This is a genomic window from Pseudoclavibacter soli DSM 23366 (assembly GCF_000423505.1).
Taxonomy (GTDB): Bacteria; Actinomycetota; Actinomycetes; order Actinomycetales; family Microbacteriaceae; genus Pseudoclavibacter_A; species Pseudoclavibacter_A soli.
Map to the genome: position 1 here is coordinate 22,089 of NZ_AUIC01000006.1, position 19,456 is coordinate 41,544.

At 63.4% G+C, this 19,456-nt stretch carries 17 protein-coding genes; 3 read left to right on the forward strand and 14 right to left on the reverse strand.

What is annotated here, in order from left to right; translation table 11 throughout:
* Positions 1 to 26 precede the first annotated feature (26 nt).
* Genes G557_RS0106395 through G557_RS13355 form a run of 3 tightly spaced genes read right to left on the reverse strand, consistent with a single transcriptional unit; the run spans position 27 to position 1,339 of the window.
* Positions 27 to 635 carry a hypothetical protein gene (locus G557_RS0106395; protein ID WP_028245391.1) on the reverse strand — a complete coding sequence of 203 codons (609 nt, stop codon included), beginning with the start codon at positions 633 to 635 and terminating at the stop codon, positions 27 to 29.
* A gap of 55 nt (positions 636 to 690) precedes the next feature.
* Positions 691 to 906: a hypothetical protein gene (locus G557_RS13945; RefSeq protein WP_156877100.1), complete on the reverse strand. Its 216-nt coding sequence runs from the start codon at positions 904 to 906 to the stop codon at positions 691 to 693.
* A 52-nt stretch (positions 907 to 958) separates the two neighbouring features.
* Positions 959 to 1,339 (reverse strand): hypothetical protein, encoded by a 381-nt coding sequence (locus G557_RS13355; RefSeq protein ID WP_051224777.1) that lies wholly within the window; start codon positions 1,337 to 1,339, stop codon positions 959 to 961.
* Positions 1,340 to 1,450: 111 nt separating this feature from the next.
* On the opposite strand from G557_RS13355, the gene G557_RS13360 reads away from it, so the two are divergent.
* Positions 1,451 to 2,110: a hypothetical protein gene (locus G557_RS13360; RefSeq protein WP_028245392.1), complete on the forward strand. Its 660-nt coding sequence runs from the start codon at positions 1,451 to 1,453 to the stop codon at positions 2,108 to 2,110.
* A gap of 43 nt (positions 2,111 to 2,153) precedes the next feature.
* Here the strand turns inward: G557_RS13360 and G557_RS0106410 are convergent, their stop codons facing one another.
* The 4 genes from G557_RS0106410 to G557_RS0106425 are packed head-to-tail and all read right to left on the reverse strand — an operon-like array spanning position 2,154 to position 6,577.
* Positions 2,154 to 5,261, reverse strand: a complete 3,108-nt coding sequence (locus tag G557_RS0106410) for a VaFE repeat-containing surface-anchored protein (RefSeq protein ID WP_028245393.1) — start codon at positions 5,259 to 5,261, stop codon at positions 2,154 to 2,156.
* A 56-nt stretch (positions 5,262 to 5,317) separates the two neighbouring features.
* Positions 5,318 to 5,938: a hypothetical protein gene (locus G557_RS0106415; RefSeq protein ID WP_028245394.1), complete on the reverse strand. Its 621-nt coding sequence runs from the start codon at positions 5,936 to 5,938 to the stop codon at positions 5,318 to 5,320.
* Positions 5,939 to 5,976: 38 nt separating this feature from the next.
* A complete protein-coding gene (locus tag G557_RS0106420) occupies positions 5,977 to 6,348 on the reverse strand; it encodes a hypothetical protein (RefSeq protein ID WP_028245395.1) in 372 nt (123 codons plus the stop codon).
* 43 nt (positions 6,349 to 6,391) lie between these two features.
* The gene (locus G557_RS0106425; RefSeq protein ID WP_028245396.1) at positions 6,392 to 6,577 is read right to left on the reverse strand and encodes a hypothetical protein; all 186 of its coding nucleotides are present in this window, start codon (positions 6,575 to 6,577) and stop codon (positions 6,392 to 6,394) included.
* Between the two features lie 43 nt (positions 6,578 to 6,620).
* Here G557_RS0106425 and G557_RS13365 point away from each other — a divergent pair, with 43 nt between their 5' ends.
* Entirely contained in the window at positions 6,621 to 7,337 is a 717-nt protein-coding gene (locus tag G557_RS13365; RefSeq protein ID WP_156877101.1) for a deoxynucleotide monophosphate kinase family protein, read from the forward strand.
* Between the two features lie 7 nt (positions 7,338 to 7,344).
* Here the strand turns inward: G557_RS13365 and G557_RS12150 are convergent, their stop codons facing one another.
* The 6 genes from G557_RS12150 to G557_RS0106460 all read right to left on the reverse strand — a co-directional run bounded on the left by G557_RS12150 (position 7,345) and on the right by G557_RS0106460 (position 15,011).
* Positions 7,345 to 8,349 (reverse strand): DNA-methyltransferase, encoded by a 1,005-nt coding sequence (locus tag G557_RS12150; protein ID WP_051224778.1) that lies wholly within the window; start codon positions 8,347 to 8,349, stop codon positions 7,345 to 7,347.
* Positions 8,349 to 10,844, reverse strand: coding sequence for an ATP-binding protein (locus tag G557_RS0106440; RefSeq protein WP_028245398.1), 2,496 nt, complete (start codon positions 10,842 to 10,844; stop codon positions 8,349 to 8,351). The genes G557_RS12150 and G557_RS0106440 overlap by 1 nt, the downstream gene beginning before the upstream one ends.
* Positions 10,844 to 12,049 carry a hypothetical protein gene (locus G557_RS0106445; RefSeq protein WP_028245399.1) on the reverse strand — a complete coding sequence of 402 codons (1,206 nt, stop codon included), beginning with the start codon at positions 12,047 to 12,049 and terminating at the stop codon, positions 10,844 to 10,846. The genes G557_RS0106440 and G557_RS0106445 overlap by 1 nt, the downstream gene beginning before the upstream one ends.
* 2 nt (positions 12,050 to 12,051) lie before the next feature.
* Positions 12,052 to 12,648 (reverse strand): hypothetical protein, encoded by a 597-nt coding sequence (locus G557_RS0106450; RefSeq protein WP_028245400.1) that lies wholly within the window; start codon positions 12,646 to 12,648, stop codon positions 12,052 to 12,054.
* A 53-nt stretch (positions 12,649 to 12,701) separates the two neighbouring features.
* Complete coding sequence (locus tag G557_RS0106455; protein ID WP_028245401.1) at positions 12,702 to 13,859, reverse strand: hypothetical protein; 1,158 nt, start codon at positions 13,857 to 13,859, stop codon at positions 12,702 to 12,704.
* A gap of 120 nt (positions 13,860 to 13,979) precedes the next feature.
* The gene (locus G557_RS0106460; RefSeq protein ID WP_028245402.1) at positions 13,980 to 15,011 is read right to left on the reverse strand and encodes a hypothetical protein; all 1,032 of its coding nucleotides are present in this window, start codon (positions 15,009 to 15,011) and stop codon (positions 13,980 to 13,982) included.
* Positions 15,012 to 15,048: 37 nt separating this feature from the next.
* On the opposite strand from G557_RS0106460, the gene G557_RS14380 reads away from it, so the two are divergent.
* Complete coding sequence (locus tag G557_RS14380; RefSeq protein WP_084627052.1) at positions 15,049 to 15,879, forward strand: GmrSD restriction endonuclease domain-containing protein; 831 nt, start codon at positions 15,049 to 15,051, stop codon at positions 15,877 to 15,879.
* Between the two features lie 6 nt (positions 15,880 to 15,885).
* Here G557_RS14380 and G557_RS0106470 read toward each other — a convergent pair whose 3' ends face one another.
* Complete coding sequence (locus G557_RS0106470; RefSeq protein WP_028245403.1) at positions 15,886 to 19,452, reverse strand: FtsK/SpoIIIE domain-containing protein; 3,567 nt, start codon at positions 19,450 to 19,452, stop codon at positions 15,886 to 15,888.
* Between the last annotated feature and the right edge of the window lie 4 nt (positions 19,453 to 19,456).

Genomic DNA, 19,456 nt, shown 5'->3' on the forward strand with positions numbered 1-19,456 from the left:
CTTATGTGGGCTGCGCTGGTTCAGGCTCACTCACGGCCGGGCGCCGGAATGGCATCCCAGAGTTCTCTGCTCACGGGGTAGTAGGCCCCGAGGGGGGAGCCCTCCTCCCACTGCTGCTCCAGCCAATACGTTCGTTCACCGGTGGCCTCATCGGCGTGGACGAATTTCCCAGTGAATCCATGCTCTTGCGCGATCTCGCGAAGAGTCGGGGAGGTGCGGTCCGCCCGAGGTCGGTCCAGTTCCTCGTTGACTCGCGCAAGGTCCTCGCCAACCAGCCCAGACGTGTCCACACCCCGATATGAGGGCGGCGCCACCACATCAGCGAAGGTGTGATCCGGTTCGATGAACGGCACCCCATCGGGAGAACGCACGAAGCCGTTGTAGTCCTCATCTGAAACGTGGAACCGATGCACTACGTCGGGATCGTCCGCGTCCAGCGCACTCACCACGACCAGACCGGCCCGCAGACGCTGCACACCAGTGACCATCAGGTGTTCGGGGTGGGACCGGCAGAACCGGGCCTCCGCCTCGGAGATCTCTCCACCGAAGAGGTCGACCTCAGCTTCTGACTGGGGCTTGGACGAGAACTGACCGGCGTTACCGCGGGGGTGCTGGGTGGGATCGAATGCGCTCATGGCAGTGGATGTGGGCTGCCACCCCGATGGTCAGCCCACGCCTGCGCGATCCCCATCAGTAGCAATACCAGCCGTTGCCGGCGTTATATGCGCCCTCTATGACTCCGTTGCCGTCGCCCCAGAAGCCGCGGCTGAACCCGAGCGCAGCACAGGGGTCACTGCCACTGCTGGAAGAACCCGAGCCGCCCGATGACCCTGAGCCCGAGCCCGACGAGCCTGAACCGCCACCTGACGAGCCGGATGAGCCCGACCCGCCAGTGCTGGGTGACATGGTCTGCTGCTGCGGTGTCGACGAGCTCCCGCTGGAGCCGGAAGAACCACTGCTACCTCCGCTGGAGCCGGAACTTCCCGGAGCTGCCAGAGCTGCTCTTGCCCGAGCCAGTGCTCGAGCCTGTTGAGCCTGATTTCGAGCTGCCAGAGCTGCTCTTGCCCGACCCAGTGCTCGACCCGGAGCTGCCCGTGTTGCCGGTCGAGCCCGTGTCAGCGGTACCGGTATCGGTGGCTTCGGGGGTCTCTGTTGTCTCGGCGCTGTCTGCGGGGGTCTCTTCGGTGGGCTCCGGCGAGGGTTCCACGGCCTCGGTCGTTTCCGAGGTGGTCGATTCTGGGGAGGTCGTCTCCGGCGTGCTTGATCTAGTCAGTGCGATACCGGTGGTGGCCAGCCCCACGGTGATGAGGGCGGCCACCCCGATGGTCAGCCCACGCATGAGCGGCGTGGACCAGCACGCCTGCGCGATTCCCATCAGTAGCAGTACCAGCCGTTGCCAGCGTTATATGCACCCTCTGTACCTCCAGTGCCGTCGCTCCAGACGCCATTCATGCCCATCGCTGCACATGGGTTCGATCCACTACTTGACGAACCCGAGCTGCCCGATGACCCCGAGCCCGACGAGCCTGAACCGCCACCTGACGAGCCGGAAGATCCGGACCCGCCAGTGCTGGGAGAAGTGGTCTGCTGCGGTGTCGACGAGCTCCCGCTGGAGCCGGAAGAACCACTGCTACCCCCGCTGACGCCAGAACTCCCGGAGCTGCCAGAGCTACTCTTGCCCGAGCCAGCGCTCGATCCTGACGAGCCTGATTTCGAGCTGCCGGAGCTGCTGCTCTTCCCCGAGCCTGAATTCGTCCCGGAGCTGCCCGCGCTGCCGGTCGAGCCCGCGTCAGCGTTACCGGTGTCGGTCGCTTCGGGAGTCTCTGTTGTCTCGGCGCTGTCTGCGGGGGTTTCTTCGGCGGGGTCCGACGAGGGTTCCACGGCCTCGGTCGTTTCCGAGGTGGTCGGTTCCGGGGAGGGCGTCTCCGGCGTACTCGCACGGGTCAGTGCGATACCGGTGGTGGCCAACCCCACGGTGATGAGGGTGGCCACCCCGATAGTCAGTCCACGCCTGAGCGGTGTGGACCAGCACGCCTGCGCGATCCAGTGCCCTACAGTGTTGATCCCTGCTGAAAGTGCCATGATGCAACTCCTTCTGTGTTCATCCTAGTCGAGCCCGGGTTGGACTCGTCGAACACAGTGTGCGCGGCGACTCAGTTCAGGCGACGACGGGCCAGCAGGATCGCACCGGCCGCAGCAGCCAGCGCCCCGGCAACACCCAGCGTCCACAAGGTCGCGGATGCCCCAGTGACGGCGAGAGGTGTCGCGACGGTGATGGTCTGGTTGTCGTCGTTGATGTCCTCGTGAACGGCGACCGGTGACTCAGGTGCACTGGCGTCGTAGAGCTGCTCGAAGACGACCAGCTTGGAGCCGGCCAGCTTGGTGGCGTCGTCGGCGCTGAGGGTGAACGTCACCTTCGCAGTGCCGGAGGCGGTCTCGGGCGTGAACACCGCCTCGCCGGTGATGCCGGTGTCGGCACCGTCGCCGGTGACCAGTTTGCCGGTCAGGCGGTACTCCGTACCCGGGGTCAGGTTCTCGTAGGAGACCGTGTCCGTCACAGTGGCGCCGGTCAGCGGGACAACCTTGTTGTCGGCGGCATTGTCAGTGGTCGCCTGCGTGGCGATCTTCGGCCCCTCGGCGACGGTGATGGTCTGGTTGTCGTCGTTGATGTCCTCGTGAACGGCGACCGGTGACTCAGGTGCACTGGCGTCGTAGAGCTGCTCGAAGACGACCAGCTTGGAGCCGGCCAGCTTGGTGGCGTCGTCGGCGCTGAGGGTGAACGTCACCTTCGCAGTGCCGGAGGCGGTCTCGGGCGTGAACACCGCCTCACCGGTGATGCCCGTGTCGGCACCGTCACCGGTGACCAGTTTGCCGGTCAAGTGGTACTGCGTACCCGGGGTCAGGTTCTCGTAGGAGACCGTGTCCGTGACAGTGGCGCCGGTCAGCGGGACAACCTTGTTGTCGGCGGCATTGTCAGTGGTCGCCTGCGTGGCGATGGTGGGGGTGATCTCGCCGGTGGTGACCACCGTCTCCTCCACCGCACCGCACTCGCCCTCATGGACGTCGATGGTGTTGCGAGCCACATCTGATGCGCTGGTATGCTCGCCGCCGAACACGAACGTCAGCTTCTCCACCCACCCGTACGTTCCGAGCTGGTCGATGGTGGTTTCGTCGGAGACATGCGTGCCGTTACGGTCGATGACACGGGCTTCCTGCGTGAACTGCGGAGTCTGGCAGACCGGCTGCGCAGCACCATCGACTGAGTTGTCGAAGCGGTAGAGGTTGAAGCCCAGCAGGGTGCTGATGTCATTGGTGCTGTTGGCCACGGGCACATCACCGGTGACGGTCGCCGTGTCGTGCACGGTCGCGGGGATCGAGACCGCCTTCGTGGTCTGTGTGGTCACACTCGGACGAGTCAGATCGTATGTCTCATCCGGCTGCAGATGCTTGCCCGTCCACGGGGTTGTGTCCTGCGTGCCTGCAATCGATTCCTGCCAGTACAGGTTCGGCCAGCTCAGGTTCGCCAGACGATCAGCTTGGTCGTACGGGTTCTCCGAAGCGGACTCATACCGGGACTTCTCACCAGCCCAGTCGAGGATGCGCGTCCATGGGACATCGACTGATTCGGTCTCGTAGGTTCCGTCACCCTTGATGGTGGTCTCCACAGTGGCGACCAGCTCCGCATCGGCGGGAGCCGTGTCAGTGCCGCCCTCCACTGCGGCTGCGTCAGTCAGATACAGCTTGGAGACAACGGTGAGCTCACGATTCGGGTTCGCCCCCGTCACGACCAGCGTGTCCGAGATGGTGCCGTCAGCGACGCCCGACGTCTCAGTGGAGACCTCTGGGGTCCACGGGATGATCTCTTCCTCGTTCTCATCATGGAAAGCCGCAGTCCAATCACCGCGGATATACGTCTGCACGTCCGCGGCCTGATCGTCCTTCACCACCGAGATGACGGGGTAGTAGTACCCTTCCTTGTCGGCGGGTTTGGTCGAGGTGACGTCATAGCTGCCCTCGCCGTTGGCGGTGAAGGTAGTTGAGTCGAACAAGACCGCGTCATCGGGGATTTCCGCTGATTCGGGGAGTTGGGTCTCGTTGTAGTACCAGTCGACGTTGTAGATGACATTGACCGGGGTGATCTGACCGTTGACGACCCGCTTGGCCCAGACGTTGCCGACAGTGGAGTCACTGGTGTCGATGGCGACGTTGACCTTATCCTTCAGCTTCTCGCCGACGAGCTTTGCATCTTCGGCCTCCGTGCCGACCTCGTACGTGTCCGACTCACTGGTGGCGATGGGCTGGAAGTTGTAGTCCGCCAGATGGGGATCACCGGCAGCTTGAATGTGCCCGACGCTCGGTGCACCCAGCGCCATCATCACCTGACCGGTGCTCTTCGACGGGTAGGCGATCTTGAGGGTGTAGCCGCCGGGAACATCGGCGTTCACCGTCACCGTGTATTTGCCGTTGCCGGTCGCGGTGACGGGCACGGTGGGAGACTGGTTGCCTTGATAGGTGAGGGTCTGTGTGCCGTTGTCAAAGACGCCCGGGCCGCTGATGGTCGCGGTCACCGTGATGGACGAGACGTCTGAGCTCGACGAAATGTTCGGGAGCGTCCAACTCCGGACGCGTGTGTCTGAAATGCTGCCGGAGCTGTCCGGCTTGCCGTTGAAGCTCGCATCGGTGATCGCGGTACCGGCATTCGCCTGCGCCTCAGCGATCATCTGGTCAGCGCGGGCCGCGACATCGTTGGTGTTGTACTTCCAATTGCCTCGTGGCTCCGTGTCGATTCCGGTGGCATTCTCGTAGATCAGGTGCTCGGCGCGGTATACGGCGCGTGCCTCGTTGTTATCCGATGTGCTGCCCCACGTGCCGACGATATAGGCCAGCTGATTGTAGAGCGCGCCAGAGATGTTTACCCCACCGGCATTGGTGAACCCCGCCGCAGAATTGGTTTGTACCCAATCGCCCCACGAGAGAGAGGAATCGTCGTGGGGGCCGGCTTTGCTGACGTCCATCGCACACCAGACAATGGTGCCGTCAGCCAGCCGATAAGAGCCGACCCAGTAGCCATTGCCACTGCCGTACTGCGCCCCGTAGGCTTCGTCGCCTGTACCCGCGGCGGCATTTGCAGCTTGGATTGGCAGCAGCAGGGACGAGGCAGCAACCGCCCCGATGCCAATGGCGGCAAGTGCGCGGCGCGTGGTGCGGCCGAATCGGCTGCTGAGTCTATTCAGCACGGACTGCGTCTTGGTGGACGTCATGAAACTCGCTTTCAACAGTCTGTTCGTTCCAAAACATGCTTATGCGTAGGACGGTTTCAGACTCGGGCGATCGCCTCATCCAGCGTGGATCCAGAACGAATCGCGTCGCTGAGACGACGGGCGCGGTACTCGCGATCCTCTGTGAACACGAAGCCAGCTGAGGTGTCAGCGCAGGCGAGGGTATAGCGCTCAGCTCGAACTTGCAGGGCGCGTTGGGCTTCGCCTGCCCGCTGAGTGCTCAGAGCGGCGGACTTTCGGCTCAGAGCGGCCAGCCGCTTCGTCACCTGCTCGGCGCGTTCGAGGGAGATGTCATCCACACGCACTTCGAGGACGTCTCTGGCAATCTGGGCGACCGGCTGTCCTGTCTGCTCACTCAGTTCAGTCAGGGTGACTGCCTGTCGTTCGATCGAGGCGTCGTCGAGGGTATCCGCATCCGCGCTGCACAGCAGCATGTGCACGGCGGCGACGTGTGCTTGCGCATCATGCTCGAGCTGTCGACCGTCGGGGGTGCGTGAGACCGCAGAGAAGTAGGCCAGCACGGATTCCGCAGGAGTCGACGGGGTGAGGTCTGGGCCCTCGAACTCAGTGTGCCGCACGGCTGCGAAACTTCCCGGGGTTCCGTTACCGGGGGTGAATCCGGCGTCGCGTCCGCGAACCTGCTGTGTGGATGATGGCATGTGTGTTCCTCTCGTCATACGAGAGATGTGTGCTGCATTCACGCCGCGATGGCCCCCTCATTTAGACCTCGCACGAACATGAGTGCGATCGGGCTCAGTCCGGTGACGAACACCGCGCCATTGCGCCGCCGCCCGAGCGCCACACCATGCCGGTTCAGTGCGGAGCGCAGCAGATAGTCGACTCGGTTGTCTGGGTCGTCGAAGTCGTAGGTGGCGATCTCCAGCGTTCCGGTCTCGTCGGCGTACTCAAGTGATTCATCTGAGACGATGACTGCGCCGAGCAGTCCGCTGTCGTAGAGGCGCCCGAAGTTGATGCGCTTCAGCGGCACCCCCACAAGGACTGCGATGTTGCCGAAGTTGTCCCGCACATCGGTGATCGACTCGACGACTGATTTGGCACTGGTTCCCATGGAAACTCCTCTTTTCGCTGTTGGCACCCCTGTGCGCGGGAGCTCAACTGTCTCGGCGGAAGCGTTTCAGTCCGGCGTCGAACGCCTGCAGGGAGGCGTATTCCGGTTTGCGCTCGAGGAAGGTCGAACCCGATGGATCGGTGTTCAGCTGGTAGATCTCGTCTGCTGCGGCGTCAACGTCGTAGAGGTCGTTGGTGATGCCGAGCTCGTCGAAGATGAGGGCGTGCACACTGCTGCGGCCATTCGCGTCCAGTGGACGTGGTCCTGTCGGCGTGGCCAACCCGACCTCCGCCTCGCTCTGGAGTTTCTCGGCGAAACGACCTGCCCGACTCCGGGGGTGCAGCCACGACTTCCATCTGCTCATGTACGACACATATGCGGTCTCCGCGCACAAGGTGGGTATGAGCATATTCAGCACACCCAGAGTCATTGGCATCGGCGGGCACCTGCGGGCGGGCAAAGACACCCTCGCGAATCTGCTGGCGCAACAGCTTCCCAATGTGGTGGTCATCGGTTTCTCCGACGCACTCAGCCATGCGCTAGAAGTACTGAACCCGGTCATCGACAACGGTTGGGAGGGAGAGATCCGCTACGCCACCGCCCTGCAGCTGTACGGCTACACGGAGACCAAGCGCCGTTTCCCTGAGGCGCGGGCACTGCTGCAGAGGCTTGGCACTGATGTGGGGCGAAACCTGATCGACGAGAACATCTGGGTGCGGATCACGGAGCAGCGCATCCATGACCTTCTCGAAAGCGGTCACACGGTCATCGTGACGGGCGTCCGATTCGGCAACGAACTGGAGATGATCGTGTCCGTCGGCGGAACGACTGTCTGGGTGGAGCGGCCAGAGGTGCACGCTACCTCGGGGCATATCAGCGAGCGGGCGGTCTCGGCGGAGGACTTCGATCTCGTCGTTGTCAATGACGGAACTGTCGAGGATCTTCGCCGGCGAGCCAGCACTGCACTGGATCCGCGAGCCGCGGCCTGAACGAGTCCTAGGCTGCTTCGGCACCGGCCAGTCGACCCATTCGCACGCCGGTGAGGGCAATGGAATGTGGGTCGAGATCGAAACCGATCGCCTCGCAGCCGAGCTCCACCGCGGCCTGCAGTGTGGTTCCGCTGCCGCAGAACGGATCGAGGACTGTCTGTCCTGGACGTGCCAGCAGACTGACCAACCATCGCATCACCCCAGCAGGTTTGACGGTGATGTGTCCTCGCCCGTCAACTACGGGTCTCTCTGCCCGCGTGGCTTTGCTGCTGTAGAAGACCACGTCCTCCACATGCGGAAACAGGGGCGCCACCTCACGTGCACGTCCAGTCACCACAAGTCCCTGGACGGCTTCGTCGACCGCTGCACTCCCATCGTCAACAAGTACGACATTGGTGGGGAAGCGTCCGCCGGGGTGATCATGGCTGGGGAGGCTGCGTGACCCTAGAGGTAGCACCGCAGTCGGTTCGCCGGGCACGCGTGCGAGTCGATCTGCCGTCGGGGTGCGACAGGCGTCCACCTGCAGTGTGCCCGTACCCCATCGGGCAACGTTGTCAGCCATGGTGGGTTCGCTGATAGGGGCCTGAGCCAGCCAGACCGGCTCGAATGCCGGTTTCAGCTTCGAATGAGTGCCGGCGAACTCCCGGGCGAGATCTGGGCGCCCTGTCTTCGCGAACACTCGATCGTAGGCGAGTCCCTTGACCATCCCCGAGGCGTACATCCACGCCATCTGATCCCGGATGACAAACCCCGCCTCATCGAGAGCGGCTGCGAGACGCCAACTGGTTTTCGTTGCTCCAAAAGCGGCGAGGTGCCCGCCGGGTTTGAGCACCCTCAGGCACTCTCGCCACAACGGAACGTCAAAGGCAATGCCGTGGTCGTCCCAGCGCAGCCCACGAGCCTGTGTCTGACCGATTTCGTATGGGGGATCGGTGATGATGACGTCTACGGAATGATCGGCCAGCTGGGCGATCAGCTCACGTGCATCGCCGGCGCGCGCCTGCCACCCCATCAGGATGCCTCCGGCACATCGACGAGCTGTTCACGAGCCATGATGTCCTGACGGTTCGTGGAAGCTCGTGCGAGGAATTCGGCAGACAGCTGGATCAGCGTGGGCACGCTCCGGCCAGCGAGGTCTGTGATGATGAACACGCTGCCACGAACCACTTCGCTGGTACCGTCTGGGTTCTGTCGGCGAAGGGACGCCATCGACGACCAGTTGACCACCTGCACTCCGTCGGAGCCACCTCGAGTCGGCTTCTCCATGATGCGGTTGACCAGCTCCGGTGTGGGCTCGATGCGCGCCACCTGCAGGGCGGCGACCGCCTGCTCCTTCTCTCGAATATGACCGATGGCCACTCGCGAGACATGTGGGCCGAGGCCGGCGCGAATTGCACCGGTGATGTCCTGAGAGAAGAACACCGGAAGCACACGCATGGAACGACAGAGGCGGCCGGCTTCTTCAGCTGCCTCAGGTGAGGTGTTCGTCAGCAGCCATGATTCATCCTGCAGGAGCACACCATCTCGGTTGGTGAGACTCATCATCGCGCCAACGAACATCATCTTGACCGTGGCGACGCCGAGTCGCTCGTTCAGCGAGTGCCTCGCCGCCATATTGGTAGGCAGACTCAGGCGGGTCCGTCCCAGCTTCAACAGAGTGGTTCCCGCGAACGCGCCGAGCGGAGCCGACTCCGGGTGAATGCCGAAGAAGGCACTGAAGAGGCTCGAGTCCTGCTTCAGCTGGAAGATCGGTTCCACCAGCGCTCGTGAGGCCTTACCGTCCTTATAGGCGTAGATGAGCGCCTCGCCGGTGCACTTGGCGCCGCGTTGACGCACACCATAGGAGATCGCTGAGTTGAGTTCACGCTCGAAACGCTCGGGTGGTTCAGACCACGGGGCGATCTGCAGAATGGTCGCAGCCGCCGTGTCAATCTGTTCCTGCGGGTTCTCCACGCTGAAGCGGAGCGGGTCGAGAGCGCCGTCCGAGGATTTCAGATCATCCATGGAGATGACCTGGCCACCGGAGGCGAGGACAGCTGCGCTGTGGTCTGATCCGTATTTCGGGTCGACGATGATGTTCGGCACACCCATGCGTGAGAACTGGTCGGCCATGTTCAGAAGCATCATTGTCTTGCCAGACCCCGAACCTGCGGCCACGAGGAAGATCGGAGGCACATCCTCATCGGAGACAGCGGTCGGGCTCAGCCATACCGGCTGCGAGTCGGTCTCTGTGAACCCCATCAAAATCCCGGTGCGATCGCCGACCCGAGATTCGTTGACGATGCCGCTGTAGGCGACCGTGGTTGAGGGCAGATCCTCAAGATTCGGATTTGCGCGCACGGACGAGGCGAGCTGCGCCTCCATCCACGCGATGTCCTGACGGTCCTCCATGGCGGCCAGATGGAACACTGAGTCCATGGACAGGTCTTCGAGGTCGGAGACTTGCCCCGGCACCGCGGCGATGATCGAGGTCTTCACCAGCGTGGGCGGGGCAGCCCCGGCCGCGGAATACGCTTGGTCGATACTCTCCAGCTCCGCCAGCTTCGTGTCGAGCTCGTCTTTGGAGAGCTTGCCGGCATCGTGACGGTCACGGATGTCTCCGCGGAATTGAACGATCTGGCCCCGAACCTCGGAGCGAGTGATCTTGGCCGGCTCGACCAGTCCACGAATCGAGAGCATGGGGCAGCCCATGTCCTGCAGCTGCTGCGCCCAACGCACCCACGTCTGCGACTCATCCACATAAGGGAGTTCGAAGTCGGAGACCGCGGCGAAGGTGATGGGTCGTTGCCCCTCAATATCGTCCCAGAGCTCTGGCTTGTCGAACCCCATCAGCTCAGCGGCACGCTCCGCTTTGCGATCGACGAAGAACCGGATGTGGTCGCTGTAGGTGACCAGCGGAATGTCTGGGGCGGAGCCGTAATTCCACCAGCCGTTGACCGCACGAAAGTCCTGATCGCGCATGGGCAGCAGACCGGCGCGCTCGAGCGCTGCGTCCACTTTCTGCAGGTCTAGATCGAAGTCGGACATGGGAACGCCACCCTGGATGAAGGTGTCTACGACGGACTCCACCGCAGCCTTGATACCGACGTTGGCAATGCTGGAACGCAGCTGCACGCCGAAGAGTACGACTTTGTCATGCACGACAACATCGCCGTGACTGTCGCGCAGATATTCGGCGATCTTGTGCGAGGTCGGGGGACGAAAGAACCTCGGGATCGTCACCGATATGAGGTGAAATGACCTATACCCGTTCTGGTTCATGGCACGTTTGGAACCATGGATACTGGCGAGGTTCGCGCAGGCGGAGAACGCGTTGTCGATCACACGCTGGACATTCAGCGCATCCTGAACAGTTTTAGCGTCCCGAACCGGGCCGAGCGGCACACGCCGGTACAGCCAGACGGAGCCGTCAAGCCCCTGCACTGCGCCATTGCTGCGGCGCGAACGCACTGTCGTCGGCCAGTCAGGCGCGGTTGGCAGCTGTGCAAGAACACGTGCTCGTGCCATCATTCACCTCCCGTGGTCGGTGTCTCTGTCTGCGGCTGAGCTGTGGACTCCGGGGTGCTGCTCTCAGACGGTGATGCGCCGGCGCTCATGGTTGGCGAGCTGGTGGCGCTCGGAGACGGTGAGGCACTCGTACTCGGAGATGTCGTCTTCTCCTTGATCTGCCGCCCTGTGATCGCGTTGTCTCCGGCTTTCAGTGTCGGCCCGGTGCCAACGGCACCCCAAGCCACTACTTTCGGGCTGGCGGTATCGGCCCCGGTGATCAGCACATCCATGCTCTGCGTGACACCCTTAGACTCGACCTCTTTCGCGTCTTGCCCACTCCACGTGATCTGCAGTTTCAACTGAGCGATGATCGTCGAGGGGTTCTCCTGCTTGTTGGTCACCGTTTTGCCGTCGGTTTCGGCCACGTAGCCGGATCGAACTATGGTGGCCTTGACCGCATCTACGCCGCTGAGAGCCATGTAGGTGTGACTGGCATCACCATCGCCAACAGCCAGTCGCAGTGTTGCCGAGTCGCCGGAGGTGTAGGCCTTCGCCCAGTTGCTGACGGCCTCGTCGACCGACTCGCCTGCGGTGACGTCGATGACGTTCATCCATGCCCCGTCATTCGACCAGCCTGTGGATGAGGGTGCGACAGGCAGCGCCGTCGGTGTTCCAATCACTTCGGATTGCCCGTATTGGTCAACGGCTACAGTGACATCGGCGGCATAGTTGACACCGGAGCTGCCGGCGAGCGTGAAGTGGTGAATCTCGATGCTGTAATCGCGTTCGCCCCACTGCTGCAGGACGGTCTGTGCCACGTTTGAGTCCTGGGCGGCAGTGTCATAACCATCCCAGGACAGGATGGTTGCACCCGGCAGCGGCGCGGGCTCATTCGCCAGCCAGTCTTCGAGTTCGAGATAAGCCGCTGACTTGCCGACGGAAGACACTTGGTTGTACTCGCTGGATTGGGTCTGCCCATAGTTCGGGTTCATCAGTGCACTGACCATGGCGATGTCGGCGATACTGACCAGCGGAAGCCCAATCACCGCTGACCAGACGGCCAAGCGGTAGCGCTTGCGCCATTTGACCGTCTTCGCATTGGCCGGAGACGATTCGTCGATCGCCTCGATCTGTTCCTGCCGGACGGCTTCCGCCCATGCATCAGCACCAGTTGTGCTTTCTGGCTCCGCAGTGTCCTGTTGTCGTTTCTTCTTCCGCGCCACGGTCACTCACCGAATCCGAAATCGCCGACCGATCCGTAATCGGGCTCTGGTGCGGAAGCCTCGGGCGTCGCGGGCTGGAAGGGCTGCTGCTCTGGATGTGATGGGATATCGGATGCAGTTTCGACTCGCCAGCGGTCGATATGCCCACTGGCGAGGGCTTCGCCGGCGTTGAGCAGTTCCAGCTGCTCGGCATCGAGTGTGGCGATTACGCCGGCGATTCGTCGCGCGGCCTTCACGTCGGCCGCAGGCAGCCGAGCAATGTTCTCGTCGACATCCGGCAGAGCCGCCAACACAGCCGCGACGGAACGGAGCCCATCACGCCCGAGAGCCAGAGCCTCAATGGCGAGATCGAGGGGGTCGAACCCCGCGAGTCGAATGGCCGCTGCAATCGCTGTCGGCGAGTCGTGGGGGAGGACGATGGCCGAGATGAGGTCGGTAGAGCCTGCGTTGCGTGCGAGCCCCAGCCCGGCGGAGGCGAGAGCGATCACCTCCGCCGGGATCACCTGGCGATCGAGTGCGACAGCGAGGTCAGCGACGTTACCCACCGTCTTGCGTGTCAGGGGTGTCTGCTTGACGGTGCGTTCGGTCTGGTCTGACATGGGTGAGCTCCTCAGGTCCGGTGTTCGGTCACCACAGGACTATGCGAAGAGCCCTATCCGATCAGTCCGAGAACCGTCTGCTCGAAGACGACAGCTGACATACCGGCGGCACGTGCGGCCTCAGAGACGACGAGCTCGACGGCTGCGTCGTCCCAGCTCGCAAGGCCACTGGCGCGCTCGAGGCGGCCGTCCGTGCGCAGGCGTGAGCAATGGGTGGCGACGACTGCATCGACTACCTGTGGGGCGAGGTGCTCTGCGTATTCAGGCAGCAGCGCTCCGAGCGAGAGCACTGCTGCCCCTCGCTGGGTAGGTGTCGGTCTGGCAGCGCCCTCCACGTAGCCACGCATGACCAGCGCGCTCACCCTCGGCCCGCGCTCGAGCAGGTGTGTGCCCTCATCCAGCGTGAACCCATCCCAGAAACGCAGCGCCGCATCTGGCATGCCGTCGGCGGGCTCTACGCCTTGCAGCGCTGCCACCCACGCTGCCAGCGACTCGTGGGGGAGACTCGGGCGAGCCCGCAGCAGTACGGACAGCTCACGACGCAGCTGCACAGTGACTACTGGGCTGCCTGATATTCCGAAATGCTCGAGCAGGGCGCGCGCAGCCGCGTGCTTGAATTCGTCCGGGCGTCGTCGGGTCTCGCTCAACAGACGGTCGAAGCCAGCTGCAAGTCTGCTCTGCAAACGAGCGTCATCATCAACATCTTCGGGCAGACGAGCCGAGGCAGCAGACTCGATGACCGCCTCACGACGGTATTCAGCGGTTGCCTCATTGGAACCGAGGTAGCTGGTCATGTCGGTGACCTGGCGAAGGCGGTTGTCGATGTCTCGCAGTTTCGAGCGGGTGGTCATCTTCATCATGTTCCGTGCCCAGCCGATCAGCGAGGTGCCACCAGCCACTCTGGCGAGATCGAGTGTCGAGTGGGACCGGTCGGTCTCTCGAATACCGGCGATCTTGCGCAGGATGTCGCCCCGAACTTCGACGAGAACGTCAGCACCACGTTGCCCAGCCAAACCGAAATGTCCGTAGACCACCTGCTCGGGGATGCCTGCTTCGAGTACGATGCGGGCCAGCTCGCCACGCACCCGGTTCTCTGCCTCAGGTGTCTGCGGCCCAGCAAAGAATTGTCTGGCCTGATTCATGGCTGATTCGTCGGCTAGATTGTGCAACCGATGAAAGGCGTTGACTTTGTTCTGATGTGCAACGGACATATGCGTGAATGGGCGTTTTCAGGCCCGCGACCGGCGCCACGGTGGAAACCCCTGCCCCCTCCGCGTGGGGATGTGCGCGGCGAACCACGTTTTCGATTCGCCGCATATAGAGACGGTCTGTTACTTAGGCTGGACGGCAGCCTCACGGGCTGCGACATTCGAGGCCTTCACCCCCTTAGCGTCCTCGGTGCGAACACCGAAGCGACGCTTAATTCGCTTTGGGTCGTAGGCGCGTCCGGTGACGGGGTCGATCTCGACAGCGGCGCGCTTGACGTGACCTTTGACCAAGGCGTTGTAGACCGCGCCGGGACTGCGGGACTCAAGCAGGCGGGCAGCAGTCTGCTCATCGGTCTTGTACCCATAGGCCCTACCCGACATAGTGAGCACGAGCACGCCGCGGCCACGGTCGTAACCGGCATGCGAGATGAAACTGTTCCGTGCGGAAAGGGGTCGCATCGCCACTCCAACCTCTCGTGCACGTGCACGGCGGCGGGCCACCAAGTTGCGTGCCTCGGCAAGCGCAGTGCGTGGACGCCGCGACTCAAGAACTGCATTGACAGCTTCGGCGACCTTCAGGCCGCGCGGATCATTCGGCGCAAACCCGACCGCTTTCGTCGACCAGAGTCGAGGCCCATGCGAAGTGACACGCACCCACGCGGTCACCGTGCGCCCGTCGACCTCAGCGGAGACAGGCACATCAAATGTGTGGTTGTTGTGCTCAGTCGAGTACCGGCGGATGGCGGTGGCGCTGGGCATCCGCAGCGCCACGCCGGCGCCCTCATACTTCACACGCGATGTCCGTCGGTGCCCCGACAGGGCGCGCCCAGCTTTCATACCCGGGGTGTAGTCATCAGGCATCTTCTCGAAGCCCTCGCCGGATGCGCCATATTCGGCAGCAACGAAACTCCCAGCCCACCACCGGTCGATGCCCGCGGTCTTTCGCGGGTCCAGACGCGTGCCTGTAGCGCGAGCAGCCACCGCCCGTGACGTATCCGCCAGCTGTGCGGCTCGGGTGGCCGCCTCTTGCGCGCCGAGCTCCAGCGCGTTCGCAGACAAGAGCACTTCGGGCGCGCTCTGTCGCTTCGTTGCGAAACTTCCGGGGGTGCCTTCGCCGGGAGTGATGCCGATGTCCTTGCCGCGAGTTCTGCTCATACACGCAGATGTGGGCTGCCCGCGCACATATGTGCGTATGAGACAGCTTGCAGGGAAATTCACCGTTGTTCTGATCACATTGGTGGTCGCAGCCGGACTGATCGCCGCACGCCCAGAGGCGCTCAGTGCGCTCACGAACGCGATCGGCCAGACGCTCGGCAGTCAACAGGCACAGGACACACTGTCAGACCTCGGTGACACCGGCCGCACCATTCTCTCCGACGGCTCAAAAGTGATCGGGGACTTTGCACAGACTATCGCCGGCAGCAGCGGCCAGACTGGCACTGTCTCCGGTGGCGACCTCGCTTTTGACGTCGACGAGGTGACTACGGCGCTGAACGGGCTGGCCGTGCACGCCGACGACAACGGCAGTGACTACGACCGCGAGGGGCAGTTCGGCACAGCGTGGCTGGACGTCGATGGAAACGGCTGCGACACCCGCAACGACATCCTCGCCCGAGACCTCAGCAACGTCGTCAAGGACGGCAGCTGCACTGTCACATCCGGAACGCTCGACGACCCATACACGAACACGACTATCAACTTCGTCCGCGGGCGCTCCACCTCGACCGCTGTGCAGATCGATCACCTGGTCGCTCTGAAAAACGCATGGCAGTCCGGCGCTCGCAACCTCACGCAGGAACAGCGACAGCAGCTTGCCAATGACCCGCTGAACCTCATGGCGGTTGACGGCCCCACCAATGGTTCGAAATCCGACTCAGACGCCTCTGAGTGGCTGCCGCCGAACCAGTCATTCCAGTGCCAATACGTTGAACGTCAGGTCATGGTCAAGGCAAAGTACGGGCTGTGGGTGACTGCCGCCGAGAAGTCAGCCATCGCCGGTGTGCTGGCAACCTGCCAGTCCTGAGCTGGGCTAGAAGTCATCCAAGGGATCGTCAACCGGAGGTGCTGACGCCTGCGGCACCACGGGCGGCGCGATTGGGGCGGCTGCTGGCTCCTGCAATATCTCTGGCTCTGGCAATGCCTCTGGCTGTGGTTCTGGTTCCACCTGTGGCGCAGCAAAGAAACTGGCCAGATCGTCGGCGAGGTCGACCGCGTCAACCACGCCTGCGTCCTCGATAACATCCTCGGCGGGCAGGTCGATGACCTCGACGTCCCCGTCGAATTCCTGGAGCACCCCGAGGCGCTGGCCGGTGTCGACGTTGATGAACTGGCTGAGGTCTGGCTTCATCTCCTCCGGTAGGGGCGCTCGACGGGCGGCGAGCTCCGTGGCGAGCGCGCTCTGAGGCGCAAACCAACTCTGCACCACCTGGGTGGGGCCGACTAGAGGCTCCCAGAGACCGCGGCCCTTCGGTATGAAACTCCCCAGATCGGGGGCATCGTCTGGGTTCCTCAGTGCGCTCATGCGGTCGCCGTAGGATGCCTTGCCCAATAGGGTGCGGGCGAGGTTCGTTTTCAGGTCACCGCCGGGGATGGCGTCAAGCGTCTTGGCTGAGAGCTTCTGCGTGCCCAGTAAGAGCGTCACCCCCGCTGAACGTGCCTCTCGGGCGATCTTCCCGGTCATCACACCGATAGTGGCCTTGTCCTGATTGAGGCGGATGATGTGCTCGCGTTCGGCTTCCTGCTCTGGGTCATTTGACGCGTCGGGCACAATCTCCTTGCCCAGCAGACTGGTGAACTCGTCGATGAGAACCCAGATGCGCTGCGGACGCACTTCACTCGGCAAATCGGTGAACGACGGGACACCGTGTGTCGCATTCAGATTCTTGCGCTCGACCACTTGCGCGTACACGCACTTCAACGCGGCGGCAGCGGTCTCGATCGAGTCTGCGAACGCGGACGCGTACGGGCGAACGAAGTTGAAGTCCGCTCCGCCTTTCATCGGGTCGATGATGTAGACCAGCTCGCTGTGTGCGGCGGCCGAGGTGATGAAGGTCTGGGCGAGGACTGACTTGCCGGCTCCAGAAACTCCGGCCAGCATGGCATGACCGTCCTTCGGGTCGAAGATGACGGGTTCCCCCTCAACGCCCATCGCGAAGGGTACCTTGCCGCTGTCGGCAAGTGAGTCGATCAGGTCGAAGTCGTAGGGGACCAGCGACGGCAGGGGGTTCTGTCGGCAGACGAGCATCCTCACATGGTCTGGCCCCTCCTCCGAGTCACGGATGTCGATGAAGTCGTTGCCGCTGGCGGCGCGCAGCTTCGCCGTCTTCTCGCGGATGTCTGAGGCTGCGAGCCCGAGTGGTAGCCGGAACGTCAGATCCGCCACCTGCTCATTGTGCGGCAGCGTAGATACTGTGAGCAGCTGGGGTACGACGCCCGTCTCGGAGACCACTTTCGCGGCGAGGAAGGTCTGCTCCCAGCTGAGGCGGGAGACGAACTCTCGAGCATCGTCGTCTGCGAACACGATTCCGGGCGCGCCGGGGTCAGCGCCGGTGACGATGGTCACCTGGCCGGTGCCGGCACGGTCGACAATCAGCCATTCGGCCCCAAGTGTCTGCCGAATACGGTCGGAGACGCGGCGCAGCGCGTCCAGAGTGACACCGTCTGCAAGGAAGAACTCCATCTTCCAGATGGTTCCGCTGCTGTCTGCCGCGGTCAGCGCGGTCAGCCGGAACAAGTGGGAACGCCCGAGCTTCGCTGCGTCGAACGCGTGATTCATGAACCCGGCGAGCAGCAGCCGTTGGGGTTCGTTTCCGCGGCGGGACGGGGTGAGATCCTGCGGCAGTGTGGGTAAGTCGGTGCCCGCTGGGACTGAGACCACCATGAGTGCTTCTGCATGCGCACGCCCCTCGCGCGAAGCGGGATCTTTCCACGGCTGCACCGAGGCAAACGGGGCCGCCTTCAAGGTGGTGCGCAGCTTGTGCTCGGTGTCTTGGTTGGAGAACTCTTTCGGTGTCACGCCCTGCGGTGTGACGAACCCCCATGTGCCGACCGTGATACGACGATGTGCGCCTGTAGCACGGTCGATGTGCTCGTAGACCTGTGTGCGTTCCGTGGACGGCTGCAGGACGGGCTTTCGCCCACCCTGTTTGACGATGTCGGTCCAGCGCTGATCCCAGCGCCTGATCTTTTCCAACTCAGCGAATCTGGCCGTCCAATGCGGCTGGATGCGTGCGGAAGGGCGATCAGGTGACGAGATCAGTGCACCGAGATAGGTGCAGTCATTCTCCGGGTCAGTGATCATTTCGACGCCGAGTTCGGCGCCGACACGGTCGAAGATCCCCAGATCCGCCAGCACCTGGGTGCTCGCGTCCGGCATCATCGGGCACACCCACATCGCGCCATAGGCGGTCAGTGAGTCGTCGAAGTTCATGCCGCCGTTCTGCTCGCTTGGCGGGTCTGTGATTGGAGCCAGTTGAGTGAGCACCAGCGGCGGCAGCTTCTGCACGGCATTGCATGTGCGGGCGGCCACGGACTCCAGTGCCAGACGAGCCACCTGTTCATCTGTCTCGACAGAGTTCAGATCCGGCCAACCGTCACTGTTCCACGTGACCGCACGGAACCGCGTAGGGTGCGCCGTGCCCTCGACCGGCTGCCCCTGCGTGTCGACGCTCGGTTCCGTCAGCAAAGCGATGGTCGAGCTCGGGTCGATGACAGTCTCGAAGTCTGCCAGTCGGGGGAACATGCCCTTTGCCCCGACTTCCGGCGGTGCGTCGAAAGTGTCGATGTGAATGGCCCCATCCTGAAGGATGCGGCGCCCGATCAGACGAGGTGCGGGGTCGATTTTGAGCACCTCCCAGCGTGGCCCCCACTCAGCACGAGCATCTCGGTCGGCTCTCCACTGCGCAGTGGCATCACGGTGACCTGCCACCTGAACCCCGGCGAGCAGCACAGCCACACCGGAGGCGACCACCGTGGCAACACCCAGCTGCGGCAGCCAGAGCAACCCGACGACGACAACGCCGGCCGCGAACAAAGCGGCTGTCGCAGTGATCAGCACCGGTCGCAGCTTTCGAGTCCTCAACGTGGCAATGGCGTCTGCAACGGAAACTCCCGGGCGTGGCTGTACATCGTCGGCGTAGGCGCGCGCCAGCGCCGGCAAACCGAGCGTGAGCATGAAACCCGCCCATGCGTCAAGGATGGCGAACAGCGGTGCCGCGGTGGTTGCGAACACTGACGCCAGCGGCAGAAACCAGCAGGCAACGCCGACGGCTGCGGCCGTCAGGACATTGACCAGCGGCGGCCACCCAATGGCAGCCCGGTCGGGCATCAACAGACCGAAACGCAGATCACGGAGCATCTGGTGACGGCGCATGGCGCGCGCCTCACCGGGGTGCGCCGGCTGGATGCGTCCGGTCTTATCCTTGCGTCCGGTGAGAATCGGCGGCTGCGTCAGCCAGCCTGCGAACATCCCGAGACCCCACAGCACCAGCGGCGCCGGCGCGCGCCACACGAGCCACACGATCACCGCGACAGGCAGCGCTGCAGCCAATGCCCACGGTGCGTAATCGGTCTCGCCGGTCGGTGTGCGTACGGCCATGGAG

Bases quoted from the DNA above. Each gene is read 5' to 3' on its own strand.
- G557_RS0106395 (WP_028245391.1), bottom strand. From the start codon at position 635: ATGAGCGCATTCGATCCCACCCAGCACCCCCGCGGTAACGCCGGTCAG.
- G557_RS0106455 (WP_028245401.1), bottom strand. From the start codon at position 13,859: ATGTCCGTTGCACATCAGAACAAAGTCAACGCCTTTCATCGGTTGCAC.
- G557_RS0106420 (WP_028245395.1), bottom strand. From the start codon at position 6,348: ATGGGAACCAGTGCCAAATCAGTCGTCGAGTCGATCACCGATGTGCGG.
- G557_RS0106450 (WP_028245400.1), bottom strand. From the start codon at position 12,648: ATGTCAGACCAGACCGAACGCACCGTCAAGCAGACACCCCTGACACGC.
- G557_RS12150 (WP_051224778.1), bottom strand. From the start codon at position 8,349: ATGGGGTGGCAGGCGCGCGCCGGCGATGCACGTGAGCTGATCGCCCAG.
- G557_RS14380 (WP_084627052.1), top strand. From the start codon at position 15,049: ATGAGACAGCTTGCAGGGAAATTCACCGTTGTTCTGATCACATTGGTG.
- G557_RS0106460 (WP_028245402.1), bottom strand. From the start codon at position 15,011: ATGAGCAGAACTCGCGGCAAGGACATCGGCATCACTCCCGGCGAAGGC.
- G557_RS0106415 (WP_028245394.1), bottom strand. From the start codon at position 5,938: ATGCCATCATCCACACAGCAGGTTCGCGGACGCGACGCCGGATTCACC.
- G557_RS13945 (WP_156877100.1), bottom strand. From the start codon at position 906: ATGTCACCCAGCACTGGCGGGTCGGGCTCATCCGGCTCGTCAGGTGGC.
- G557_RS13360 (WP_028245392.1), top strand. From the start codon at position 1,451: ATGCCCATCGCTGCACATGGGTTCGATCCACTACTTGACGAACCCGAG.
- G557_RS13355 (WP_051224777.1), bottom strand. From the start codon at position 1,339: ATGCGTGGGCTGACCATCGGGGTGGCCGCCCTCATCACCGTGGGGCTG.
- G557_RS0106440 (WP_028245398.1), bottom strand. From the start codon at position 10,844: ATGGCACGAGCACGTGTTCTTGCACAGCTGCCAACCGCGCCTGACTGG.
- G557_RS0106410 (WP_028245393.1), bottom strand. From the start codon at position 5,261: ATGACGTCCACCAAGACGCAGTCCGTGCTGAATAGACTCAGCAGCCGA.
- G557_RS0106470 (WP_028245403.1), bottom strand. From the start codon at position 19,452: ATGGCCGTACGCACACCGACCGGCGAGACCGATTACGCACCGTGGGCA.